We start from the raw sequence: 22,002 nt of genomic DNA, 5'->3' as shown, positions 1-22,002 counted from the left end.
TTTCGCCTGTCTCATGCTCGGAAAAGCTGTCGCCATCCTACAAGTCCCTAACAGCCTCTAGTGGTAGACGGGCCTGATTGCTCGATTATTGGACACGCCAGCTATGACTTGCTGGGAAGCAAGCTAGATGCGGTATCGGGCTTCTTGATCGGCAACACATGCAAGCGTGGTATAGCTGCAACTCCGAATCTCACCTCCAAGATGAACGGTTGCGGCAGCCGCGGCGGACTGGGTGTGCTTTGCTTGGTCGGTGAGGTCCAGTTCGCCGCAATCGCCAAGACCGAAGGACGGATGGTGGCCCGGCTCGATGGTCTTCATCCTACAATCAATGCAGGATTCGGTCTCTTCAACGATAACATAAAAGTCGATGCGCATATCAATACAACACGTGCCCGTCTCAAAGGGAATGTTCTAGGAATCGTAAAGGCCACGCTCATCCTTCCGACCTTGGAAGGTATGGATGAGAAGACGGTCAGGCAAATGTTCCTTAACTTCTTGAAACCGAGCGTCGATCTGGAAGCCTTATTGTCCGGTCGCTTCACGGTAGACCCCTCTTCTGGGAAAGGCAAAGATGAGGAAGTAGAGGCCGGATCGAAGGACGGTGATGACGGAAGGAATGGTGAAAGCGGTGATGACGGAGATGATCTAGGCAGTGGATTGGGGGATCGGCGCGAAATTCCTTCCACAGTGGCATCGCAGTTAACGCCAAAGCCAGCGCCAATAGCGCCCCTCTGGTTCAATCCGCCGCCGGATGCAAGGCCGGGCTCTTACCAAGGTGAGCCGGGTCCATGTCAGCCCAAAGCGGAAAATGTGGGTGGGGGGGGCCTTTATCGTGTACTGCTCTCCTGTCCTGGTTTTGATCCATATAACGAATCCGGGCTTCTGTTCCGCAAAGAAGATGCAGACAATCTTGTGTCCGGCAGCTTTGTCCTTCAGCGCGGTGAGCCGATCACACTTGACGATGGTCGCCTATTCCAGCTGGCGTGTGCTCCCTGGCCCTGCGGATCCGACGGCGTCTTCGCCGTGTCGGTGAGTAAAGAACCGACAAACCGCACACTACAAGCTCCAGTAAAAATCCTGTTGCCGATCGGAGATATCTATCGTGGACCTGAAGTCAGGGCACGGGCCTTGCCGTTCTTGAGGCTTGCAAATCTTATTGCGGAGCGGCAGCTGAGCGGAAGAAGAACCGGGCCGGATACGCTCATATTGATTTGCATCAGGCGTACTGATGAACACTGTGAAAAAGCAGTAGCCAATCTATCCCTGGGCAGTGAAACATCCGATGGATCGAGATGGTCGGTCTACGATGTGCATGATTGGGAATTTCAATTACTCAATCGCCAAGCTCTTGCGCATCGCTTGCTTGACCTGAAATGCCCCGTTGCCAAGGGATGCAATGGTGACGCTGCGATACTGCTTCAACAGTGGGATGGGTATCGGATTTGGGCATCGGGCCGCAGCCAGCCGGGCGGATTGCCCAGAGGCCTGCTTGTCCAAATTCCAATGGACAAAGGGACGGTCTCCGATCGGTTGGTCGTCCTCAACGATAATGGCAGCATAAAGCAGGATGTGCCAATTACCTACAAGATGGGATCGAATACTTCTCCTATGTACTATTTTTGGGCGGAAAATATATACGATTTCTTGGTGCCTATCTGCGTCGCTGGCAAGCCGGGCTGCACGCTTTCGGAATCGGCGGCCAATGCTATCGTGCCCTTGATTGACCAACTCGCAGCCGCGCCCACCACCCCGATCCGAATAGGCGGTGGTGGCGCCTATGCTGCAGCAATTTCCGGGCAAGGAGAGGCAGAAACAATATTCTCTGCGCTCAAGACCAGAGTCGGCACTTCGCAAGGCGTCTGCTCACGGAGCGCAAAATGGTCGGATATAAGAAAACAGCTAAGCCGAAATCTTGATGGAAAGGATGTTCTATACGGCAGAGACATCTATCCGGATCAGGGATCTGAATGGACAAAACAGCTACTTGGAAGTGAAGGTGACTGGATGTTTATGGAAGACCTGATCAATCCTCCGCAACTATCGAGAACCGGATATCACCGCAGTCCGCTGCAATTTTTCCCCGCGCCTGAATTCGACAAAACTTGCTTGCAGGTGAGCTACCCATGACCCCAGCATCTGGCATACTTCAGAAATCAACCAAAACGAACACGACGCGCGATTTGAGCGCATTTGGAATCACGCTTAGAAACTGGCTCTTCATTTGGGTGATTGCGATCGTTGCTGGGGCATTGTTGTATGCGGCCACTGTCATCGGTAGCTATTATACTATGCAGTCGTCCATGCGAACCGCTCCGCTGCCTCAGTTCCTCGGACTCGATCAATCGATGATCTCGTCCAACGACGCGAAAAGAATTGCCGAAGGCTTCCGGATCGCTTCGCCCGAAGGGGTGGCAGCGCAGATTGAGAGTGCTATCAACAATGCGGGAAATCGCCAGGATGAAAAAGTTAAAGATGTTCCGGCACTCCGCTTCCTGACCCGACTGCTTGCGGGAAACGGCCGCTGCGCTGGAAATTGCGGTGCCGGATGCATTGGTATCATCGAAAATCGTGTGCTCCGCCTACTAGGAGGATGGCCGAGCAGTTCAGAACTCGACCCGGGTATATCTTTTCAACTGACAACCGTCGAACCGGTACGCCCGGTGCCGTCTATCGATACGGCTTGCGAACAGGTACGCAAGCAGGCTGAGAACATCATAAGCATCGAGGATATACTGCTTCATCCCCGCGGCTTGCTCATCAGGCAAAATCCCGTCGCGATTCCGAAGCTCGCAAGGGAGCTGTTGGAGCCGGGGGGCTGTGACGCAGCCTCGGAAACACGGAGCATGTGTCAATTGTTCATTCGCGTGATGCAGGAAGTTATCGATTCGGATGAAGTCCGATTGCGACGTTCCCTTCTTGTAAACCTCTTCTATGGCTGGGAGCGGCTCGTGGTGTGGATATTGTTCTTTGCCACACTGTTGGCATTGTGGGTGCGCGGTCGGCTTTTCAAGCCAATACAGCGGCGCTGGGTTGCTATACAGAGCATAGCTCAAAAGGGGAATGTAACCGATCCCCTGGACGTCCTCAATTCAATCAAACAGCATGACGATGACCTTGTTAATTTCAATAAAACTGGAAACATCATAAGAAATGATTTTCTTATAGAGTTCATGAATGCGTCTCAGCAGGATATGATAAGTGGCGCCACAGAGAGAAACGTAGAGAAGATTGCTGCCTTACACCTTGATGAGATCGAAAGTGAAAGGATAGTAATTGATTCTATGATCGCTGTCTTCTCGGTGATTGGCTTCGTGGCCACATTACTCGGTCTTATTGAGGCGCTTGCATCAGCAAATACGATAGCTACGACTTCCGGAGATGAGCGCGGTGCAGCCATTCTTACTGTCACAACGGTTCTGAGCTCATGCTTCGCAACCACTTTTCTTGCGCTCGTCTGCATGGCTGGATTCTCGGTGATAAACATGATCCAGGGGAGGCACGAAAGAAACATCATCCGCGGTGTGGAACTTTTGCTGACACGGCTTATTTCCTCCCATCGGGAGCTTTACTTGAAGAATCTTCAGGATCGGCAAGCTGAACTCGATCTTGAGAACGCGCAGAATGAGCAATTGCGAGCAGATACGCTTGAACTCGAGGCTGCAATTGCGATGGCCAAAGCTGAGCATTTGCAAGCCGAGGCCAAGAATGTTCGCAATCGCATTGCGAAACGTGCGAAGCGCGTGTCCGGTACCTCATCCACCATGCTGGATTCATCCTCCGGTTCTGGGGATGCCGTACTATGAGCGCTTCCGGAAAGGCCGATGGAACTTCACTGTTGTTGATCTTCTCAGCAATCGACTTGCTCTGCTCGGCAATGGTTTGTGGTGTGATCCTCGTCGTCGTCTTGATTGGCGGTTCGGGTGACAGCGTCATCGCATCCGATGGTGAAGGTAGCGTCGTCGGCGTAACGGTTGTCGAGGCATGGCTTCCGGATGGAGCACAGCTCGATATTGAGGGTGCCGTCCAGCCGGAAGAACCTCCCCAAGATATTCAACTTCAAGTGCCACCTGAAATCATAAGGTCTATCGTTCGAGGCACAGCGCGCAGGAAGATTTACATGCTGGCTCCAGGAGAAAGCACTCTCCGCATCCGCACGGTTGGACACGTTGCCGCAGTCATACATTCCGGAACGGGCAGCTCCCTCGCGATATCGATTTCCTGTCAGGAGTCTGCAAAAAGCTTAGCCTTTCCTCTGGCGCCGGCCATTAGACTTCCAACCTGCACTGCCTCTTCCGAAAACGGCCCGTGGAGTGTTCGGGAAAATTTGATGGTCTGCGTGCCTCGGTCTAATGTTGACGCCCCCGATGCGCTTTTAATTGGTGCCGTGGTACGTGTTGCGGCACCAAGTTGCTCGCCTAATCAAGGTTATACCAGCAAAAGCTCCTTTACTATCCCTTCCGAAATAGGTATCTGGGCGGTGCAACTATGAGCCCAATGTTTCGGCTTGCATTGGGACTTGCCGCTGTTGATGGGCTTGCGTCGGCGTTTGTTGCTACTTTGCTGCTTGCTTTTTTTGTTATCGGTTCCGGTGAACAGTCAGCCGCCATTGATGTTTCGGCCAGTGACGTGTTGCTTTTGAAGAAGTCCGTTGCCGCAGGACCAATGACTGTCCAGATTTTGGGGATACTTAGTGGAGAGGGAAGCTCACTAAATGCTCAAATCATTCCCAATCCTGCACACTCGGGCTTGCTTCCAGTGACGGATGCAAGGGAAATGACTGATAAAGGATTGGTTTACTGGTTTGACTGCAGTTCTGTAGCTGCAGCGTGCCAGTCACAGTTGGTTATTATAAAGCCGCGGCGAGATAAGTGCTGGCATTTCAGGATATCCGCTGCCAATACGTCGGAATCATTCTCCGATACATTTCCTTCTTACATAGGTATTGAGGTAATGCTGATGCCGATGGGAGGAAGTAAGAATGCTAAGACAGCCAACCTCCCCGTGGATGGCCGTTCGTGGATAGACATTCGACTCCATTGTCGTGGCATCCCACTAGATATTATTTTAGAGAAACTCTGAAAAATTGGCATATTTTGATATTTTAATTATAATAATAATTAAAATATGAAATAAATTAATTTCTAACCCCATATTGTTTTTCCGCGACTGTGGTCATGATCTTCTACGCGACACTACCTGCGTTCCAAAGGTACGCAAGCATCCCCGGCTTCGCCGAGGCGTGTGTTCCGCAGCCCCAGCCGCGTCATCATCTTGAGCAGGCCGACGCGCGACAATCCGAGCCGGCGCGCGGCGGCACTGTGGTTGTTGCCGGTGGCGGCGAGGGCGGCGGCGATCATCCGCCGTTCCAGATCGGCCACCGCCTCGGCCAGGGTGGCGGGTGCGGCCGGGGCGAGGGCGGCGACATCGCCGCTGCGGGCGAACACGAGGTCGGCGGCCGTCACCGTCTCTCCGTCCGCCAGTACGGCGCCCGCGGCGACCACCGCCCGGAGCTCGCGGACGTTGCCCGGCCAGTCCTGTTCGACCAGCCATGCCAGCGCATCCGGTGCCAGCCGCAGGCGCCGCCGCTTGACGGCCTCCTCCAGGAACCGGGTCGCCAGCAGGGCGATGTCCTCGCGGCGGTCGGCCAGAGCCGGCGTGCGCAGGATCAATCCCTTCAGGCGGTAATAGAAATCCTCGCGGAAGGCACCCTGCGCCACCATGGCGTCGAGGTCGCGATGGGTGGCGGAGACGATGCGCATGTCGGCCGTCAGCGGCTGGCGGCCGCCGACCGGAGAGTAGGTACCCTCCTGAAGGAAGCGCAGCAGCTTGACCTGCATGGGCGGCGGCATCTCGCCCACCTCGTCGAGAAACAGGGTGCCGCCCTCGGCGGCGGCCACCAGCCCCGGATGGTCCCGGTGGGCACCGGTGAAGCTTCCCTTCAGGTGTCCGAACAGCTCGCTTTCCAGCAGCTCCGCCGGAATGGCGCCGCAATGGACGGCGACAAAGGGAGCCGCCGCGCGCGGGCTGGCGGCATGAAGGGCGCGGGCCACCAGCTCCTTGCCGCTGCCGCTGGGACCCAGCACGATCACCGGCACCTCGGCCGGTGCGATGCGGCGGATCATCTCCTTCAATCGGAGGATCGTCCGGCTGGTGCCGACGATGCCGTCCTCCGTCGCCTGGGCATCGCGCAGGGCGGCCAGTTCCCGTTCCAGGGCACGCTTGGCCAGCGCGCGCGACACGACGAAGCGCAGCAAATCCGGGTCGACCGGCTTGGCCAGGAAGTCCCAGGCACCCGCCGCCACCGCGCGCAAGGCCAGCTCATGGTCGGCATGGGCGGTCAGCACCACCACCGGTACCGTGGCGAAGGCCGGCACCAGCGCCAAGCCGGCTTCCGGCGTCCGCTCCGGCGGCATGACCAGATCCAGCAGGACGAGGTCGGGGCGCTCGCTTCGGAACAGCGCCTGGGCCTCGGCACCGTCCGCGGCGGTCACCACGGCGTGGCCCTGCTTCTCCAGCCATGCGGCGGCAAGGCGACGGAAGGCGGGCTCGTCATCGACGAGCAGGAGCTTGCTCATTGCGGGAATCTCAAGCGGAAGCAGGTGGACCAGCCCGGCCGCTCGACGAGCGACACCGAGCCGCCATGCGCGGCCATGACCTTGGCGACGATGGCGAGCCCCAGGCCGGTGCCGTCCGGGCTGCGGGAAACGAATGGCTGGAACAGGGAGGGGCGGATGTCGTCGGGGATGCCGGGACCGTCGTCGCAGATGTCGAGCACCAGTTCGGCATCGCCGCGTTCGGCGGTCACCAGCACGCGGCCGCCGACCGCCTTCGCATTGTCCAGCAGATTGACCAGGACCTGCCGCAGCCGTCCGGGATCGGCCCGCAGCAGGGTGCCGGCGGGGATGCCGGCCGCTGCCGTCGCATCGACTTCGGCGATGGCGGCCGCAAGGTCGACCTCGATTGGGTCCACCCGCCAGGGCTTGGCGTAGTCGAGGAGATCACGCACCAGGGCGTCCATGCGGGCGAGTTGCGCCCTGACCTCGCCGCGCGTTTCAGGCTCGGCGTCGGCGGTCGCCATGGCGATGATGTTCATCGGATTGCGGAGGTCGTGGGCGACGGTGGCGGCCAGGGCGCCGAGTTCCGCCAAGCGCTGGCGCTCGGCGAAGGCGCGGCGGCGCTCCAGGTCCAGCGCCGCCTGGGCGACCAGATCCGCCATCACCCCGGCCACCCGGCGCGCACCCGGCGGGGCGCGGTCGAATCCGGTCGGCTCGGCGTCGTCGGGGAGCTTCAGGCGTTCGTTGAGCAAGCGCCTTGCCGTCGGCATCAGGGCGTCGCCATCGGCCGCCTCCGCCAAGGACTGCCGCCAGCGGGCAAGGTCGGCGGCCGACACGTCGCCTCCGGGATGGACGAGGCGATCCGCCAGCTGCCGAACCGGCCCGCCGATGCCCATGCCGACCAGCAGGGCGGCCGCTGTCCACACGAAGGGCGCCCCGGTCCAACCGGCGGCAAAACCTGCGGTGACGGCGGACAGAAAAGCGGCGAGTGCGATCAGCAGGCCCCAGCACACCGCCCGCACCGCCCAGCGGTTCACCGCCATCAGCCGGTAGCGCAGGACCGCATAGGCGAGCACGACGAGGTAAAGCGGAAGCAACAGGAGCGGCCAGGGATAGGCATCAAGCCCGAGCAAAGGCAGCGCCAGTCCGCTCACCGACGCCAGCCCCAGCCCCGAGGAGATCAGCACCAGCGTCACCTGCCGGCGGCGCAGCCCGTCGCCGTTGCGCCAGGACGAGATCAGGATCGCGTGGCCGAACCCTGCCAGGAGAGCGGTGACGGCGGCGGCGAGCAGCCCGATCCCTTCGTAGCGGAACAGGGTGCCGGTGCCGGGCCAGGGAACGAATTGTCCGCTGCCGCCGATGAGCGCCGCCAGCGTCGCGGCGCCTCCCGCCGCGTAGGACCAGCGAACCGGCATATCGGCGCGTCCCGTCAGAAGGGTGGCGAAGTGGACGAACACCGCGCCGCCCATCGGGGCGAGCGCCATCATCGCGATGCCCAAGCGGTTGGGAAGCAGCAGCCCGACCGCCCAGCCGCCGACCAGCAGGATGAAGACGGCCAGCGGCCGGGTTCCGGGTTCGCCGTCGCCATGCCGCCACAGCAGCGCGGCCAGCCCCACGCCGCCCAGCGCGGCAAGCCCCATCGCCGCGACGAGCAGTGCCGATGCGTGCACGGGTCCCCCTGTCCGATACCCTGTATCCAACGTTGACAGGGACCCTACCGCATTCCGCAACCGCGGTTAACAGTCGAGGGGTCCGCCTTCGCGGAAATCCTCGTTCCGGGCTCTGGCACGGGCTTTGCCATTCGACCTGGGAAACCGAATGGAACGGGAGGCCCCCGATGGTCCTGCAAACCCTGTATCCCGCCTGGACGGACGCGCTTGTCCGTTGCGCGGCGGCCGGCATGGCGGTCGCCGGTCCAGTGCCGCAGATGCCTGCGCTCTGCAACGGCCCGGCCGCCGAGTCCCAGATCAACGATTCTTCAGCCGAAGAGGATGGGGGAACCCACCCGGCCACGGATGTCCTGATCGTCGGCGGCCATGGCTTCATCGGCCGGCATCTGGCCGCCGCCCTCGTTGCCGCCGGGCACCGGGTCGCCGTCCCCGGCCGGGACGACATCGACCTGGTCCGCGACAGTGCCGCCAGCCTGGCCGGCAAGCTCAAGGGCCAGGCGGTGGTGATCAATGCCGCCGGTCTGGTGCGCGGCCGCGGCGCCGACAGCCTGGAAGCGGTCCATGCCGAAGGAACCCGGCGGCTGGTTCAGGCGGCATCCGCCGCCGGTGTGCCGCGGCTGATCCATATCTCGGCGTTGGGCGCCTCTCCGGACGGGCCGACGGAGTATCAGCGCACCAAGGGTCTCGCCGAAGCGGCACTCGCCGGCGCCGGCGAACTCGACTGGTGCGTGCTCCGGCCGTCGGTGGTGATCGGCCGCGGCGGCGCCAGCACGGAACTGCTGTCCGCCCTGGCGGCCCTGCCCTGGCCGCCGCGCATCGGTCCCGGCAGCTGGAAGGTGCAGCCGGTGGCCGTCGGCGACCTTGCCGCGCTGGTGGTCCGGCTGGTGGCGGCGGAGGGACCGCTGCCGCGTCGCATCGACGTGGCCGGCCCCGAGGCGATGACCACCGACACGCTGACCGCGATGCTGCGGGGATGGCTGGGCTTGCCGCCCCGGCGCTTCCTGCCCGTCCCGGAACCGCTTTTGGTGGCCGCCGCCGCGGTGGTCGGGCGGTTGTCGAACGGTCCGCTCAACCGCGAGGTTCTGGCCATGCTGAAGGCGGGCAACACCGCCGATCCGGCGCCGTTCGCCGCCGTGCTGGGGCGGCGGCCCAGCACGGTCTCCCAGGCGCTGGCCCGGCAAGCGGCCACCGCTGCGGACCGTCTGCAGGCCCGGCTGCATTTCGTGAAGCCGCTGCTGCGCAACAGCCTTGCCCTGCTGTGGATCGTCACCGGGCTGCTGTCCTTCGGCCTCTATCCGCTGGCGGAGTCCCGCGCCCTGCTCGGCCAGATCGGATTGACGGGGATGCCGGCCGACGCCGCGCTGTTCGGCGGGGCCGCGCTCGACCTCGGGCTCGGGCTTCTGTTGCTGGCCGGATGGCGGCCGGTGGCGGTGGGAAGCGCCATGCTCGCCGCGATGGCCGTGTTCACCGCCATCGCCGTCGGGCTGCCCGCCGTCCAATGGCTGCACCCCTTCGCTCCGCTGCTGAAGAACCTGCCCATCGCCGCCGCGATCCTGGCGATGATGGCGATGGAGGCCTGACATGGACGCATCCACGCTCAAGCTCATCCACATCCTGTCGGCCATCCTGCTGTTCGGCACCGGCCTCGGTACCGCCTTTCACGGCATGGCGAGCAACCTGTCGAAGGACGTGCGCGCCATCGCCGTCGCCAACCGCAACGTGGTGCTGGCGGATTGGCTGTTCACCACGCCGACGGTGGTGCTGCAGCCGGTCACCGGCATCTGGCTGGCGCTGGAACAGGGATGGCCGCTGTCCTCGGGATGGATCCTGGCGACGCTGGCGCTCTATGCCCTGGCCGGCGCCTGCTGGCTGCCGGTGGTGTGGCTGCAGATCCGCATGCGGCGCATGGCCGAGGAGGCCGTCGCCGCCGGCACCGGGCTGCCGCCCGAATACCACCGCTGCTTCCGCCTCTGGTTCGCGCTCGGCTGGCCCGCCTTCGCGGCGATGGTCGCCATCGTCGCCCTGATGGTCTTCAAGCCGGATTTCTGAAAGGAACCCTCGTCATGACGCCGTTTCAACGCATTCTCGGCCCGGACTTCCAGGATCTTCCCACGCCGGTCCGGGACTTCCATGGCCTGAGCGCGAGCATCCGCACCGCCGGGCTGGCCGAGGTCAGCGCGCCGGCCAATCCCGGTGTCTGGCTGCTGGGCAAGATCGCCGGCCTTCCCAGGCCCGGCCGCGACGTGCCGGTCAGCGTCTCCTTCCACCCCCGTGCCGACGGCCGCGAATTCTGGGAGCGCCGTTTCGCCGGGAGACGCTATGCAAGCGCGATGGAGGCAGGGTCCGGGCGCGACGCCGGGCTGCTCATCGAGCATTTCGGACCGTTCGATCTGCTGTTTCGGCTGACGCCCGGGCCGGGGCGGCTGTCCTGGTCGCTCGCCGGCTGGCGCCTGCTCGGTCTTCCGCTGCCGGCCTGGAGCCGCCCGGTCATCGAATGCAGCGAATCCGGGGACGGCGACCGGTTCGTCTTCGACATCGACGTGGTGTTTCCCATCGTCGGCCCCGTCGTGCGGTACCGGGGCTGGCTGGCCCTGGCCGACGGCTAAGCAGGGTCGGGGAGGCTCCGGCCTAGCGCTGGCTGGCCGGTTCTGGCCGGAGCCGGGCGGGGGCGGACGGAAGCCTCACCTCGAAGACGCAGCCGCGATCCGACGGCATCAGGGTCACGCTGCCGCCATGGGCGGCGACCAGCCCGCGGATGATGGCGAGGCCCAGCCCGGTCCCTCCGGTCTTGCGCGTGGTGGTGAAGAAGGGGGTGAAGATGCGTTCGGCATTGGCGGGCGAGACGCCCGGGCCGTCGTCCGACACCGTCAGCACCGCACCACCGCCGTCGCTCCGCAGGGCGACGACGACCCTGGCATCCGGGCCGGCATGGCGGCGGGCATTGTCGAGGAGGTTGGACAGGACGCTCTCCAGCGCCTCCCGTCCCATCGCGATCGGCAGCGACGGCGGAAGCGAGGTTTCCGCGCCGTGACGGGCGGCCAAGCCGGCGGCGACGGGCACGGCGTCGGTCACGGCATCCTCGTCCACGGCCATCATGTCGGCCCGTGCCAGGTCCAGCAGGCGGCGGACGAGGCGGGAGAGCCGTTCGGCTTCGGCGTCCATGTTGCCAAGGAACCGGTTGCGCTCCTCGGCTGACATCTCGGCCAGATGGTCGCGCAGAAGCTCGACGGTGCCGCGGATGGTGGTCAGCGGTGTCTTGAACTCGTGGGAGACATGGGCGGCGAAATCGCGGATGTAGTCGGCCCGCTGCTCCAGCGTGGCGGCCATGCGGGTCAGCGCGTCGGACAGTTCGGCCACCTCCCGGACCATCGGCCGCTTCAGCGGGGTCATCGCTCCCCGTTCCCCTTCGGCGGTGCGCTTGGCCAGGGCCGTCACCGTCCGCAGCGGCCGTCCGATGGCGATGGCGCCGAAATAGGCCAGCAGGCCGACGGACGCCAGCAGCAGCACACTCAGCCCGGCCAGATGCCAGCGCTTGCCGTAGAGGGTGTCGGCAAGGCTGCGCGGCGTGCGCGACAGCAGGACCACGCCGATGACGCGGTCGCCGTCGAGTACGGGATGCGCGGTGAAGATGCGGAGCGACCGGCTGCGCTCCGGAATGAGGGACGGCGACTGCCTGCTGGTGCGTTCGCGAATGACGCTGACCGGTTCGCCGGCCAGGGCGCGCCGGACCTCGTCCTGTCCGCCGAGCGACAGGCCCAGCTCCTCCCCAGTGCTGGCGACCACGATGCCCTGGTGGTCGGTGACCCGCATGCCGGCGAGCGTGACCCATTGGGCGTCGCGCAGGATCGGCCCGAGCCTTCCGCCGGCCCGGACGGCGGCCGGATCGGCTGCCGCCGCGACCGCGACCGGATCGGGGGGGCCGGGCAGCACCGGGTCTTCGGCGAGGTCCAGGCTGGCGAAGCGGGGCATCCAGGGCGGGTCGAAGCCGGGCCGGTGCGTCCAGCGCGGATCCACCGGCGGACCCAGGCCGTCCGTCCGGCCGCCGGCCTCGCGCCACGCGTCGCGGTAGAGGGCGGCGACCACCCCGGCCTGGGCGATCAGCTCCGATTCCGTCTGGCGGATCAGCGCACTCTCGTAGAGTCCGAGGATCCACAGGCCGCTCAGCGGCAGGATCAGCGCCGCCAGGTTCATCGCCAGCAGCACCGGGCCGATGGGCAGGCGCCGGGTCATCCGCATTCCGTCACCGGCAATCCGACAGCTTGTAGCCGAGCCCGTGCACGGTTTCGATCGGACTGCCGCCCAGTGCCAGGAACTTGGCGCGCACGCGGCGGATGTGGCTGTCCACGGTGCGGTCGGCGACATAGCGTTCGGTGGCGTAGGCCCCGTCCATCAGGGCGTCGCGGCTGAACACCTTGCCCGGACGCTCCGCCAGCGTGCGCAGCAGGCCGAATTCGGTGGCGGTCAGGACCACCTCGGCGTCGTCCCAGAAGGCCAGGACGCTCTCGGCATCCAGGCACAGGCGGTTGTGCCGGATCCTGTGCGGCGGCGCCATCGGCTCCGGTGCCGCTTCCGGCGCCGCCTCCGGTTCCGGAGCCATGCGGCGCAGCACCGCCTTGACCCGCGCCACCAGCTCGCGCGGCGAGAACGGCTTGGTGACGTAGTCGTCGCCCCCCAGCTCCAGCCCGAGGATGCGGTCGATCTCGTCGTCGCGCGACGACAGGAAGATGATGGGCACCCGGCTGTCGCGGCGCAGCCGCCGGCAGACCTCGGTCCCGTCCAGTTCGGGCATCGTGATGTCGAGCAGGACGAGGTCGGGCGCCTCGTCCTGGGCCATGGCGATTCCGCGCCGGCCGTCTTCCGCCTCGATGACCGCGAAGCCGTCGCGCGCCAGGGCGAAGCGGACGATGTCGCGGATGTGGGGATCGTCGTCTATCAGCAGGATCTTGGGCATGGCGGCCGGACTCTACCCGATAATCTGCACGAGTTCTGCACAGAGAATCCTTTCCGGTTGCACGGCCGCGTCATCGCGGCGGCATGGCGGGATGCGACGGTCGGGGCCAAGGCAGCACGCTGCCGCCAGCCATCCGGAGACACCCGATGACCGCCCCTCCTCAACCATCGACGGCGCATTCGCCGGCCCCCATGCGCCGGCACGGCGTCGGCGCCACCCAGATCATGCAGAAACTCCTGATCCTCATCGTCACGCTGGTCGCGGGCCTGCCGATTTCCGGAATCATCGAGGAGCGCGAGGACCGGCAGGCCGGCCTGCGGGCGGAGTTCGCCAACAGCTGGGGGCCGGAACAGGTGGTGCACGCCCCGCTTCTGGCCATCCCCTATTCCGACCCGGCCACGCGGTCGCGCCAATATCTGAAGATCGCGCCGGAGAAGCTGTCCACCCGGGCCGCCCTGACGCCCGAACAGCGCAAGCGCGGCCTGTTTTCCGCCACCGTCTACGGCGCGGCGATCGAACTGACCGGCAATTTCGCCGTTCCGTCGCGCGACAGCATCGAGACGCTGGTCGGGCGGGGGCAGGTGATCCATTGGAACGAAAGCGTGGTCATGCTGCAGGCGTCGGACCTCTCCGGCATGGCCGCCGGGGATCGCGCCACCTGGAACGGCGAGACCATCCCCTGGCGAAGCTGCGCCGAGGTGATCGGGCGCGCCGGCGACTGCGACGGCGCCCTGCTGGTCATCCGCCCTGGCATGCCGTCCGCACCCGCCGCGGAGATGACGGTGCCCTTCCAGGCGACGGTCACACTCCGCGGGACCGGCGCGTTCAGCCAGATCCTGGAGGGGCGCCAGACCGCCGCCGCCATCGCCGCGCCCTGGGCGACCCCGAGCTTCAACGGCACCATCCTGCCGTCGTCCTCCACGGTGACCGAGACGGATTTCGAGGCGCGCTGGCAGGCCGTCGAATATTCCCGGCCTCTGCTGTGGTCCTCGCCGGGGCTGCCCGAAGCCGTCTCGTCCCCGCACGGCCCCACGGTCAGCGTGGACCTGCTGGAGGCGACGCCGATCTACCGGATGATCAGCCGGGCTTCGAAATACAGCATCTTCTTCGTCATTCTGTCCTTCACCGTCTACACCCTGTTCGAACTGCTGGGCGTCGTCCGCATCCACATCGTCCAATATGGCCTGCTCGGGTTGTCGATGACCCTGTTCGCCCTGCTGCTGATCTCCTTCGCCGAACCTCTGGGCTATGCCGCCGGCTATTGGATCAGCGCGGGCCTCGTCCTGGCCCAGGCATCGCTCCACACCGCCGCCGTCACCCGCCGCTGGGGCGCCACCCTGATCTTCGCCGCGACCCTGGCCGCCGTCTTCGGCTTCCTCTATGTGCTGCTCAGCCTGGAAAGCTATTCCCTGCTGGTCGGCTCGGTGGCGCTGTTCCTGATCCTGTCGGCGGTCATGGCGGTCACCCAGCGGGTGGACTGGCGGGAACAGGCATCATGAGATCGGGCCTGTGGTGGGGAATGGGTATCCTGCTGGTCGCCATCGGGATCAACGTCAACCATCCCTTCCTCGCCGCGCCGCGCGGCTGGCTGGCACCGGCGCTCGTCGCGGCCGGGCTGGCCGGCCTCGGCATCCTGCTGCTGCGGGGGGGCCGGCGGCAGCGCTGGCATCGGCGGGCGCTGGCGGGATTGTGGGTCGCGGTGCCGCTGTCCTGCCTCGGCAGCGAAGGGGTGTTCGTGCTGGACAGGGCGGCGGTGTTGTCGGCCCCGGCCCCGCTGGCGGCCGAGCTGGGGCAGCATTTCATGATCGGCTATACGCGCTCCGACGAGGTCGAGACCCTGGCGGCCAAGGGGCTGATCGGCGGGATCTTCATCTCGCGGCGCAATCTGGCCGGCCGGACGGTGCAGGATCTGCACGACGAAATCCATCGGCTGCAGGAGAGCCGCCGGCGCGCCGGGCTGCCGCCGCTGCGGGTGGCGACCGACCAGGAGGGCGGGATCGTCTCCAAGCTGTCGCCGTGGCTGCCCCGGCGGCCTTCGCCCTCCACGCTGGCGGACTTGCCGCCGGCGGAGCGCCGCGTCGCCGCGCGCCGGCTGGGGGTGGATCACGGCCGCGACCTGTCGTCGCTCGGCGTGACCGTCAATTTCGCGCCGGTGCTCGACCTCCGCAACGACCGGCCGCCCGATCCGCTGGACATCAACAGCCAGATCGCCCGGCGGGCGATCTCGGACGATCCGGCGGTGGTGTGGGAGGTCGCCGCCGCCTATGCCGAGGGGCTGCTGGAAGCCGGGGTTCGGCCGACGGTCAAGCATTTCCCCGGGCTGGGGCGCGCGGACCGCGATACGCATGTCTTCCCGGCGGAAATCCGGGAGTCGCGCGAAACCCTGGAGGCGACCGACTGGCTGCCGTTCCGCCGGGTCCTGTCGGACAATCCCCGGGCGATGCTGATGGTCGGCCATGCGGCGCTGGGCGCCGTCGATTCCAGCCGGCCGGCATCGCTGTCCCGGCCGGTGATCGACGGGCTGATCCGCCGGGACTGGGGCTTCGACGGCCTCGTGGTGACCGACGACCTCGTGATGGGACCCGTCTATGGGCGCGGGCTGTGCGACAGCGTGACGGATGCGCTCAATGCCGGCATCGACCTTCTGCTGATCGCCTATGACGGCAAGCAGTTCTACAGGGCGATGGCCTGCGCCCTGGAGGCCGGGATGCGCGACGGTCTCGACGGCACGGCGCTTGCGGCCAGCCGCAGGCGGCTGGAGCGGGTTCCGGCCGACATGGACATCGACGTGAACGCGGGCAATGCGGCCTCGTCCTCCCACGGCATCGCGGGGCTTGCCCGGGATCGTTCCTGAAGCCCGGTCAGTCGTCCGGCTGCGCCGGAATGCCGTGCTTGCGGAGCTTGGCATAGAGGTTGGTGCGCGACAGGCCGAGATTGCGGGCGGCTTCGAGCTTGTTCCCCTGGGTTTCGCGCAGGGCCTCCAGGATGAGGCCCCGTTCCAGCTCGTCCATGGCGGTGGACAGCGGGCGTCGGCGGTCCGGCGCGGCGGGGGAGGGGATCGCGGCGTTCGGGAGGATGTCCGCGAAATCCTCGGCGGTGATGCGGTCCCCTTCGGTGCGCACATAGACCTGCTCGACGATGTTGGCCAGTTCACGGACGTTGCCGGGCCAGTCATGGTGCCGCAGAGCATCGAGCGCCGCCGGCGTGAACTCGCGCATCGGCTGGTCGAGCCCGAGGGCGATCTTCTCCGAAAAGCGGGTGGCGAGGATCTCCAGGTCGTCCTTGCGCTCGCGCAGCGCCGGCAGCTGGATCGGAAAGACGTTGAGCCGGTAGTAGAGATCCGACCGGAAGGCGCCGCTCCGCACCATGTCGGCCAGGGGCCGGCTGGTCGCCGCGATGATGCGGACGTCGACCTTGACGATCTGGTTGGACCCGAGCGGCTCGACCTCGCGTTCCTGCAGGGCGCGCAGCAGCTTGGCCTGCAGCGGCAGCGGCATGTCGCCGATCTCGTCGAGGAACAGCGTTCCGCCATGGGCCAGCTGGAATTTTCCGGGGCGCGCCTGACGCCCGGCTCCGGTATAGGCCCCCGGGGCGACGCCGAAGAACTCGGCCTCCAGCAGGTTTTCGGGAATGGCGGCGGTGTTGACGGCGACGAAGGGGCGGTGGGCCCGGTCCGAGGAGGCATGGATCGACTGCGCCACCAGTTCCTTCCCGGTCCCGGTCTCGCCCAGCAGCAGGACGGCCGACAGGATCTGGCCGGCCCGGCGCACCAGCCGTTTCACCTGCAGCATCGCCGGGCTGAAGCCGATCAGGTTCTCGACCGTGTATTGCGAGGCCCGGCTGGCCGCGAGCTCCTGTTCCACCCGGGTGAGCCGTGATTGCAGCTTGTTGAAGCGGTCGGCGATGGGCCGGAGATAGGTCAGGCTGTTCTTGAGCGCGAAGGCGAGGGCGCCGATCACCGCTCCCCCTTCGTCGCGCAGCGGGAGACGGCTGACCAGCAGCGTATGCTCGCCGTAGCGCATGATGTCGAGCGGAAGCGAGCGGCCGCTCTCAACCACCTCGCGCATCCGGCTGTGCGGGATGAGGCGCTCCACCGGCTGGCCGATCGCGTCCGCGGCGGACCGGAACCCGAGCATCGCCATCCGTTGGTCGCTGAACCAGACATGCTTGTCGTTGGACCAGACGATCCGGGCGTCCTTGTCGACCAGGATGGCACCGTCGATCATCTCGTCGATCATCACCATCAGCGCACGCGCGGCGGCGAATGGCTCGACCCGTTCCGTCTGCATGCTCCGATCCTCCGCAATCCGAACCGTCAATATTCCGAACAGTGTCTGTCAGAAAAATGAACACCGCGAAAGTACCGATTTGCAAGGGACTCCCGCCCTTGCGCACCGGCGCCTGTCGCCAATCGCGAACTCTCCCCGGCCGATCAGTCCAAGCGTTTCGGAATATATGTAGGCGTATCAGTCGTTTGATCGCTTGGCACAAGGGTTGCTTACCGGCTTTTGAAGACCGCGTCCACCGCAAACAATCCGTCGGACGGCCGGCATGCGGCAGAGGATGACGATCGCGGTGCGACGCTTATCGGGTAAAGGTCGGGGAGGAATGGACAGGCCATGAAAAACCAGCGCATCGCCGTCATCGGCGCCGGGCTGATGGGGCACGGGATCGCGCAGGCCTTCGCCGCCGCCGGGCATCACGTCGACATCCAGGAGCCCGACGCCGGCCGCCGGTCGGCGATCGCCGACCATGTCCGCGGCAATCTGCGGACGCTGGGGGCGGACGTCGCGATCGCCGATCTGATCCGTCCATGGGAAAGGCTGGAGGATGCGGTCGCGGCCGCCGACATCGTCATCGAGGCGGTGCCGGAGGATCTGGCTCTCAAGCAACGCATCATGGCGGCCGCCGAAGCCGCGGCTCCCGCCCATGCGCTACTGGCCAGCAACACGTCGGTCATCCCGATCACGCGGATCATGGAGCCGCTCGTCGACAAGACCCGCGCCATGGGCACCCATTGGTGGAACCCGCCCTATCTGATCCCGCTGGTCGAGGTCATCCAGACCGCCGACACCGGCGACGCGGCGGTCGCCGCGATGATCGGCCTGCTGACCGCCATCGGCAAGATGCCGGTGCATGTCCGCAAGGACGTTCCGGGCTTCATCGGCAACCGCCTGCAGCACGCGCTCTGGCGCGAGGCGATCGCCCTCGTCCAGAACGGCGTGTGCGATGCCGAAACCGTCGACACCGTGGTCAAGGCCAGCTTCGGCCGGCGGATGGCCGTGCTGGGGCCGCTCGAAAACGCCGACCTCGTCGGCACCGACCTGACCCTTGCCGTCCATGAGCATGTGCTGCCCGACCTCGACCGGACGCCCGGGCCGCTGCCGCTCCTACGCGACCTGGTCGCCGCCGGGCGGCTCGGCATGAAAAGCGGCGCCGGTTTCCGGACCTGGACCGACGGGCAGCGGGAGGAGGTCGCCACCAATCTCGCCGTCCACCTTCAGCGCCTGGACGGCATCGAACCAAGCTGACGGCCGCCCATCCCGGCGCCGCCGAAATCGCCATCGTCCGCAACCTTCACCGGCCGGACATACACAGGAGGGCCTTCGCATGGCCGCATCACGGAAGAAGGTCATCATCAGCTGCGCGCTGACGGGATCGATCCACACCCCGACCATGTCGGACGCCCTGCCGGTCACGCCGGACGAGATCGTCGAGCAGGGCGTCGGCGCGGCCGAAGCCGGGGCGGCGATCCTGCATCTGCACGCCCGCGACCCGCGCACCGGACAGCCGACCCCGAACCCGGCGGTGTTCATGCAGTTCCTGCCGCGGCTGAAGCAGTCGACCGACGCGGTGCTGAACATCACCACCGGCGGCTCGCTCAACATGACGGTGCAGGAACGTCTGGCCGCCCCGCTTCTGGCCAAGCCGGAAATGTGCTCGCTCAACATGGGGTCGATGAATTTCGGCATCTTTCCGCTGGCCGACCGCTACAAGGACTGGAAGCACGACTGGGAAGAGCCCTATCTGCGCAGCACCGACGACTTCATCTTCCGCAACACCTTCCGCGACATCGCCTACATCCTGGAGCATCTCGGCGAGGGCTGCGGCACGCGCTTCGAATTCGAATGCTACGACGTCGGGCACCTGTACAATCTCGCGCATTTCCTCGATCGCGGGCTGGTGAAGACGCCGCTCTTCATCCAGACGATCTTCGGGATCCTCGGCGGCATCGGTGCCGAGGAGCGCAACCTCGTCTTCATGCGCGAGACCGCCGACCGCCTGTTCGGCAAGGACTATGAATGGTCGGTGCTGGCCGCCGGCCGCCACCAGATCCCGTTCACAACCATGGCGGCGGTCATGGGCGGCAACGTCCGCGTGGGTCTGGAAGACAGCCTCTATCTTGCCAAGGGCCGCCTTGCGCGGAACAGCGCCGAGCAGGTGACGAAGATCCGCCGCATCCTGGAGGAGCTGTCGCTGGAGGTCGCCACCCCCGAGGAGGCGCGCGCCATGCTCCAGCTCAAGGGCGCCGACCAGGTGGCGTTCTGAAAAACTCCTTCCGAGCCGCAAGCCACCGATCAAGGAACGACAGATGAAGAACAGGAACGCCGTCGTCACCGGCTCCACCAGCGGCATCGGGCTGGCGACGGTGCGGGGACTGGCCGGACGCGGCTGCCACGTGATGGTCAACGGCTTTGGCGACCGTGCGGAGATCGACCGGTCCTGCGCCGAGATCGCCGAGCGGAGCGGCACCCGGATCGTCTATTCCGGTGCCGATCTCAGCCGGCCGGAGGAGGCCCGCGCCATGATGGCGCAAGCCGCCGACATGCTGGGGCCGATCGACATCCTGGTGAACAATGCCGGCGTCCAGCATGTGGCGGCCCTGCACGAGTTTCCCGACGACAAATGGGACCTGCTGCTGGCCGTCAACCTGAGCGCCGCCTTCCACACCATCAAGGCGGCGGTGCCGGCGATGCGGGAGCGGGGCTGGGGGCGCATCGTCAACACGTCCTCCGTGCTCGGCATGGTGGGCGCCCCGCACAAGCCCGCCTATGTCGCCGCCAAGCACGGCATCATCGGCCTGACCAAGTCGGTGTCGATCGAACTCGCCCCCCATGGGATCACCTGCAATGCGGTGTGCCCCGGCACGGTGCTGACCCCGATCATCGAACGCCAGATCGCCCAGCAGGCGCAGGTCACCGGCCTGCCCGAGGATCAGGTCCTGAAGGCGGTGTTCCTGGAGAAGATGCCGACGGGCCGGTTGATCGGCCCGGAGGAGGTCGCCGCCGCCATCGCCTTCCTATGCTCCGACTCCGCGGCGTCGATCACCGGCGCGGTCCTTCCCGTCGACGGCGGCTATACCACCCATTGAGCCGTCATTCCGGATTCCTTCGGGCGGCCACCCTGACCGGCGCCGCCCCAAACACCAAGAACTGCAATAACTGGGAGTGAATCATGCGCAAGTTCCTTCTCGCCGGCGCCGCCTTCGCCAGCCTGGCATCGGGTGCGGCCAATGCCCAGATGTCCGACAACGTCATCAAGATCGGCATGCTGTCCGACCGCTCCGGCATCTACGCCGACATCAACGGCGAGGGGTCGGCGGTGGCGGCGAGGATGGCCGCCGAGGAATTCGGCAACGCCATCAACGGCACGAAGATCGAGATCATCGTCGGCGACCACCAGAACAAGGCGGACATCGCCGCCAACCTGGCGCGCCAGTGGATCGATACCGAGAAGGTCGACGTCGTCGCCGACGTACCGAACTCGGCCGCGGCGCTGGCCGTCCAGGCCATCACGCGCGACAAGAAGCGCCTCTTCCTGATGTCCGGCCCGGGTTCGACCGACCTGACGGGCAAGGACTGCAGCCCCTACGGCTTCCAGTGGACCTGGGACAACCATGCGGTCGCCTCCGCCACCGCCCGCGCACTGGTCGAGCAGGGGCGGAAGAGCTGGTTCTTCATCACCGCCGACTACGCCTTCGGCCATTCGCTGGAAGCGGAAGCGGCCAACACGGTCAAGCAGCTCGGCGGCACCATCAAGGGCAGCGTGCGCCACCCGCTGGGCGCATCCGACTTCTCCTCCTACCTGTTGCAGGCGCAGGCCTCGGGGGCGGAGGTCGTCGCCTTCGCCAATGCCGGCGGCGACACCATCAACGGCGTCAAGCAGGCCGCCGAGTTCGGCATTCCCCAGGGGGGGCAGACGCTGGCCGGGCTGCTGCTGAACATCAACGACATCAAGGCGCTCGGCATCGAGACCGCGCAGGGCCTGATGCTGGCGAATTCCTTCTATTGGGACATGACCGAAGAGACCCGCGGCTGGTCGAAGAAGTTCGAGGAGCGGACCGGCCGCAAGCCGTCGATGAACCAGGCCGGCGTCTATTCGTCGGTCCGGCATTACCTGAAGGCGGTGCAGGAGATCGGCACCGACGATGCCGACAAGGTGGCCGCCAGGATGCGCAGCATGCCAGTCACCGACATGATGATGAAAGAGGCGAAGATCGCCGCCAACGGCCGCGTCTTCGACGACATGTACCTGGCGCAGGTCAAGACCCCGGCCGAATCCAAGTACGCCTGGGATTATTTCAAGATCGCCAAGACCATCCCCGGCGTGCAGGCCTACATCGACCCGAAGGACAGCGGCTGCCCGCTCGTCAAGTGACGGTCGAGGGGGGCGCAGGGTGATCGCTTGGTGTTGCCCTCTCCCGTCCCGGGCTACGGCATGTACAGATCTCGCTTCTGCGAACGAGATGCGACTTTCTCTAGCGAATAGCCCTTCTCCCCTCGCGGGAGAAGGGTTGGGATGAGGGGGGCGGCCGACCGGAGGTCGG

At 65.4% G+C, this 22,002-nt stretch carries 18 protein-coding genes; 13 read left to right on the top strand and 5 right to left on the bottom strand.

The window, feature by feature from the left end:
* The first annotated feature begins 243 nt into the window (after positions 1-243).
* The 4 genes from JHL17_RS13305 to JHL17_RS13290 are packed head-to-tail and all read left to right on the top strand — an operon-like array spanning position 244 to position 5,079.
* Complete coding sequence (locus tag JHL17_RS13305; RefSeq protein WP_200193832.1) at positions 244-2,127, top strand: hypothetical protein; 1,884 nt, start codon at positions 244-246, stop codon at positions 2,125-2,127.
* Positions 2,124-3,803, top strand: coding sequence for a hypothetical protein (locus JHL17_RS13300; RefSeq protein WP_200193830.1), 1,680 nt, complete (start codon positions 2,124-2,126; stop codon positions 3,801-3,803). Before JHL17_RS13305 ends, JHL17_RS13300 begins: the two co-directional genes overlap by 4 nt.
* Positions 3,800-4,489 carry a hypothetical protein gene (locus JHL17_RS13295; protein ID WP_200193828.1) on the top strand — a complete coding sequence of 230 codons (690 nt, stop codon included), beginning with the start codon at positions 3,800-3,802 and terminating at the stop codon, positions 4,487-4,489. Before JHL17_RS13300 ends, JHL17_RS13295 begins: the two co-directional genes overlap by 4 nt.
* Positions 4,486-5,079, top strand: coding sequence for a hypothetical protein (locus JHL17_RS13290; RefSeq protein ID WP_200193827.1), 594 nt, complete (start codon positions 4,486-4,488; stop codon positions 5,077-5,079). The genes JHL17_RS13295 and JHL17_RS13290 overlap by 4 nt, the downstream gene beginning before the upstream one ends.
* Before the next feature lie 113 nt (positions 5,080-5,192).
* Here the strand turns inward: JHL17_RS13290 and JHL17_RS13285 are convergent, their stop codons facing one another.
* Both JHL17_RS13285 and JHL17_RS13280 read right to left on the bottom strand, forming a co-directional pair.
* Positions 5,193-6,575 carry a sigma-54-dependent transcriptional regulator gene (locus tag JHL17_RS13285; protein WP_200193825.1) on the bottom strand — a complete coding sequence of 461 codons (1,383 nt, stop codon included), beginning with the start codon at positions 6,573-6,575 and terminating at the stop codon, positions 5,193-5,195.
* A complete protein-coding gene (locus JHL17_RS13280) occupies positions 6,572-8,224 on the bottom strand; it encodes an ATP-binding protein (protein ID WP_200193823.1) in 1,653 nt (550 codons plus the stop codon). The genes JHL17_RS13285 and JHL17_RS13280 overlap by 4 nt, the downstream gene beginning before the upstream one ends.
* A 167-nt stretch (positions 8,225-8,391) precedes the next feature.
* Between JHL17_RS13280 and JHL17_RS13275 the strand changes: the two genes are divergently transcribed.
* The 3 genes from JHL17_RS13275 to JHL17_RS13265 are packed head-to-tail and all read left to right on the top strand — an operon-like array spanning position 8,392 to position 10,830.
* Positions 8,392-9,804: an NAD(P)H-binding protein gene (locus JHL17_RS13275; protein WP_200193821.1), complete on the top strand. Its 1,413-nt coding sequence runs from the start codon at positions 8,392-8,394 to the stop codon at positions 9,802-9,804.
* A 1-nt stretch (position 9,805) separates the two neighbouring features.
* A complete protein-coding gene (locus JHL17_RS13270) occupies positions 9,806-10,273 on the top strand; it encodes a DUF2269 family protein (RefSeq protein WP_200193819.1) in 468 nt (155 codons plus the stop codon).
* 14 nt (positions 10,274-10,287) lie between these two features.
* Complete coding sequence (locus JHL17_RS13265) at positions 10,288-10,830, top strand: DUF4166 domain-containing protein (protein WP_200193817.1); 543 nt, start codon at positions 10,288-10,290, stop codon at positions 10,828-10,830.
* A 22-nt stretch (positions 10,831-10,852) separates the two neighbouring features.
* On the opposite strand, the gene JHL17_RS13260 is transcribed toward JHL17_RS13265, so the two are convergent.
* Both JHL17_RS13260 and JHL17_RS13255 read right to left on the bottom strand, forming a co-directional pair.
* Positions 10,853-12,454, bottom strand: coding sequence for a sensor histidine kinase (locus JHL17_RS13260; RefSeq protein WP_200193815.1), 1,602 nt, complete (start codon positions 12,452-12,454; stop codon positions 10,853-10,855).
* Positions 12,455-12,464: 10 nt separating this feature from the next.
* Positions 12,465-13,175, bottom strand: coding sequence for a response regulator transcription factor (locus tag JHL17_RS13255; RefSeq protein WP_200193814.1), 711 nt, complete (start codon positions 13,173-13,175; stop codon positions 12,465-12,467).
* 146 nt (positions 13,176-13,321) lie between these two features.
* Here JHL17_RS13255 and creD point away from each other — a divergent pair, with 146 nt between their 5' ends.
* Together creD and JHL17_RS13245 are read left to right on the top strand one after the other, a co-directional pair.
* On the top strand, positions 13,322-14,674 hold the full coding sequence (gene creD / locus JHL17_RS13250; RefSeq protein WP_200193812.1) for a cell envelope integrity protein CreD: 1,353 nt from the start codon (positions 13,322-13,324) through the stop codon (positions 14,672-14,674).
* Entirely contained in the window at positions 14,671-16,029 is a 1,359-nt protein-coding gene (locus JHL17_RS13245) for a glycoside hydrolase family 3 N-terminal domain-containing protein (protein WP_247893521.1), read from the top strand. The genes creD and JHL17_RS13245 overlap by 4 nt, the downstream gene beginning before the upstream one ends.
* Positions 16,030-16,036: 7 nt before the next feature.
* Here the strand turns inward: JHL17_RS13245 and JHL17_RS13240 are convergent, their stop codons facing one another.
* Positions 16,037-17,464 carry a sigma-54 interaction domain-containing protein gene (locus JHL17_RS13240; protein WP_200193810.1) on the bottom strand — a complete coding sequence of 476 codons (1,428 nt, stop codon included), beginning with the start codon at positions 17,462-17,464 and terminating at the stop codon, positions 16,037-16,039.
* 330 nt (positions 17,465-17,794) lie between these two features.
* Between JHL17_RS13240 and JHL17_RS13235 the strand changes: the two genes are divergently transcribed.
* From JHL17_RS13235 to JHL17_RS13220, 4 genes are all read left to right on the top strand, one after another.
* Entirely contained in the window at positions 17,795-18,706 is a 912-nt protein-coding gene (locus JHL17_RS13235; RefSeq protein WP_200193807.1) for a 3-hydroxyacyl-CoA dehydrogenase family protein, read from the top strand.
* Positions 18,707-18,785: 79 nt separating this feature from the next.
* Complete coding sequence (gene kce, locus JHL17_RS13230) at positions 18,786-19,724, top strand: 3,5-dioxohexanoate:acetyl-CoA acetone transferase (protein WP_200193805.1); 939 nt, start codon at positions 18,786-18,788, stop codon at positions 19,722-19,724.
* Between the two features lie 43 nt (positions 19,725-19,767).
* Positions 19,768-20,547, top strand: a complete 780-nt coding sequence (locus tag JHL17_RS13225; RefSeq protein WP_200193803.1) for a 3-hydroxybutyrate dehydrogenase — start codon at positions 19,768-19,770, stop codon at positions 20,545-20,547.
* Between the two features lie 83 nt (positions 20,548-20,630).
* Positions 20,631-21,833 carry an ABC transporter substrate-binding protein gene (locus tag JHL17_RS13220; RefSeq protein ID WP_200193801.1) on the top strand — a complete coding sequence of 401 codons (1,203 nt, stop codon included), beginning with the start codon at positions 20,631-20,633 and terminating at the stop codon, positions 21,831-21,833.
* Positions 21,834-22,002: the final 169 nt, after the last annotated feature.

This window comes from Azospirillum endophyticum (assembly GCF_016595245.1).
Lineage (GTDB): Bacteria > Pseudomonadota > Alphaproteobacteria > Azospirillales > Azospirillaceae > Azospirillum > Azospirillum endophyticum.
This window is presented reverse-complemented; position numbering and strand designations above follow the sequence as displayed.

Coding starts and splice junctions, on each gene's coding strand:
- JHL17_RS13225 (WP_200193803.1), top strand. CDS start 19,768: ATGAAGAACAGGAACGCCGTCGTCACCGGCTCCACCAGCGGCATCGGG.
- JHL17_RS13245 (WP_247893521.1), top strand. CDS start 14,671: ATGAGATCGGGCCTGTGGTGGGGAATGGGTATCCTGCTGGTCGCCATC.
- kce (WP_200193805.1), top strand. CDS start 18,786: ATGGCCGCATCACGGAAGAAGGTCATCATCAGCTGCGCGCTGACGGGA.
- JHL17_RS13275 (WP_200193821.1), top strand. CDS start 8,392: ATGGTCCTGCAAACCCTGTATCCCGCCTGGACGGACGCGCTTGTCCGT.
- JHL17_RS13290 (WP_200193827.1), top strand. CDS start 4,486: ATGAGCCCAATGTTTCGGCTTGCATTGGGACTTGCCGCTGTTGATGGG.
- JHL17_RS13295 (WP_200193828.1), top strand. CDS start 3,800: ATGAGCGCTTCCGGAAAGGCCGATGGAACTTCACTGTTGTTGATCTTC.
- JHL17_RS13220 (WP_200193801.1), top strand. CDS start 20,631: ATGCGCAAGTTCCTTCTCGCCGGCGCCGCCTTCGCCAGCCTGGCATCG.
- JHL17_RS13300 (WP_200193830.1), top strand. CDS start 2,124: ATGACCCCAGCATCTGGCATACTTCAGAAATCAACCAAAACGAACACG.
- creD (WP_200193812.1), top strand. CDS start 13,322: ATGACCGCCCCTCCTCAACCATCGACGGCGCATTCGCCGGCCCCCATG.
- JHL17_RS13285 (WP_200193825.1), bottom strand. CDS start 6,575: ATGAGCAAGCTCCTGCTCGTCGATGACGAGCCCGCCTTCCGTCGCCTT.
- JHL17_RS13235 (WP_200193807.1), top strand. CDS start 17,795: ATGAAAAACCAGCGCATCGCCGTCATCGGCGCCGGGCTGATGGGGCAC.
- JHL17_RS13270 (WP_200193819.1), top strand. CDS start 9,806: ATGGACGCATCCACGCTCAAGCTCATCCACATCCTGTCGGCCATCCTG.
- JHL17_RS13255 (WP_200193814.1), bottom strand. CDS start 13,175: ATGCCCAAGATCCTGCTGATAGACGACGATCCCCACATCCGCGACATC.
- JHL17_RS13265 (WP_200193817.1), top strand. CDS start 10,288: ATGACGCCGTTTCAACGCATTCTCGGCCCGGACTTCCAGGATCTTCCC.
- JHL17_RS13260 (WP_200193815.1), bottom strand. CDS start 12,454: ATGACCCGGCGCCTGCCCATCGGCCCGGTGCTGCTGGCGATGAACCTG.
- JHL17_RS13240 (WP_200193810.1), bottom strand. CDS start 17,464: ATGCAGACGGAACGGGTCGAGCCATTCGCCGCCGCGCGTGCGCTGATG.